The following is a 1,570-nucleotide window of genomic DNA, read 5'->3' on the forward strand; positions in this document are numbered from 1 at the left end:
GGATGAGCGAAATACATCCATCGGGGTCTCGTTACGGTTACGTTATAAAGGCAGCGCAGTAAACGGGCGGGGAAGGAAGTTTTCGCCAATGTCTGTTGCCACGCCGGGTTCTGCCGCCTCGCCAGGGTCTACCGCGTCCCGGGGGCCCGTCGCCGCACCGGGCGCTTCCGGCGAGGCCACCGCCGGCTCGACGCGCCCCAGTTTGACCATGTCCGGTCAATTGCTGTCGTCGCCGTTGAAGGATGTGTGGTCGCTGTCGCGGCACATGGTCGGCCACTTCGTCGAAAACGTCGCCCCCTGCGGCACCCTGCCCGGCGACGCCATCCACGGCGACATCACCACCATCACCCGCACCTGCCTCGAACTCGCCATCAGCCTCCTCGACGGCCGCGACATCCCCGAAAAAACCGAACGCCTCAAAGACGCCGCCGCCGCCTGGGCCCGCGAAGGCGTCCCCATCGACACCATCCACCACGCCATCCACGAAGGCTTCAAAATCGGCTTCGACCTCGTCGTCACCAACGCCACCACCAAAACCCGCACCACCACCAACGGCAGCGACGGCAACGGCAGTGCCGGCAACGGCGGTGACGGTGAGCCGACACTCACCCTCACCCACACCGACTACACCAACCTCCTCCAAGGCGCCAAACTCCTCGTCGAAATCCTCGACACCATGACCACCGCCGTCTCCCACGCCTACGTCCGCGAACTCCGCGCCGTCGTCTCCGAACACCACAACGCCGTCCACACCCTCACCTCAGCCCTCCTCGGCGGCCACCCCACCAGCACCATGGCCCGCGAATGCGGCATCGAAATCGCCGACAACTACCACATCCTCGCCCTCCACATCCCCCCACACCCCGACCAAGCCAACCCCCACCTCGACCCCACCATCATCGCCCGCCGCAAACTCCGCCGCATCCAAGCCGCCCTCGCCACCACCACCCACACCACCACCCTCTCCCTCCTCTCCACCGACGGCGGCACCCTGCTCATCCCCACCACCACACCCACCGACCTCGACACCCTCATCACCCACCTCTCCCACGCCGCCCGCGTCCCCATCACCGCCACCACCACAACCACACCCACCACCGACATCCCCACCGCCACCGACCAAACCCACCAACTCCTCGACATGGTCACCCGCCTCGGATCCATCCCCGGCCTCTACCGCTTCGACGACCTCGCCCTCGAATACCAACTCACCCGCCCCGGCCCCGGCCGCGACCACCTCGGCACCCTCCTCAACCCCCTCGACCACCACCCCGAACTCCTCACCACCCTCCAAACCCACATCGCCAACAACCTCAACCGCCAACGCACCGCCCGACTCCTCCACGTCCACACCAACACCGTCGACTACCGCCTCAAACGCATCGCCCAACTCACCGGCTTCGACCCCACCCAAGCCAGCGGACTCTGGTACCTCCGCTCCGCACTCGTCGCCCGCACCTACACCACCGCATGAAAACGGCACCTGAAAACACAGGTGAAAGAACGCTGCCGAAAGCGGCTGTGGAATGATCGAGTTCCCTTGCCAGAGCAGGGCATCGGGGGTAATTCT

Annotated in this window: 1 protein-coding gene; it reads left to right on the plus strand. The window is 65.8% G+C overall.

Annotation, left to right across the window (positions count from 1 at the left end; all coding sequences use genetic code 11):
• The first annotated feature begins 208 nt into the window (after positions 1 to 208).
• Positions 209 to 1,474, plus strand: coding sequence for a PucR family transcriptional regulator (locus tag ACGF5C_RS34455; RefSeq protein ID WP_393308556.1), 1,266 nt, complete (start codon positions 209 to 211; stop codon positions 1,472 to 1,474).
• The last annotated feature ends 96 nt before the right edge of the window (positions 1,475 to 1,570 follow it).

It is taken from the genome of Micromonospora sp. NPDC047620, assembly GCF_043205005.1.
Lineage (GTDB): Bacteria > Actinomycetota > Actinomycetes > Mycobacteriales > Micromonosporaceae > Micromonospora.

Coding starts and splice junctions, on each gene's coding strand:
- ACGF5C_RS34455 (WP_393308556.1), top strand. CDS start 209: ATGTCCGGTCAATTGCTGTCGTCGCCGTTGAAGGATGTGTGGTCGCTG.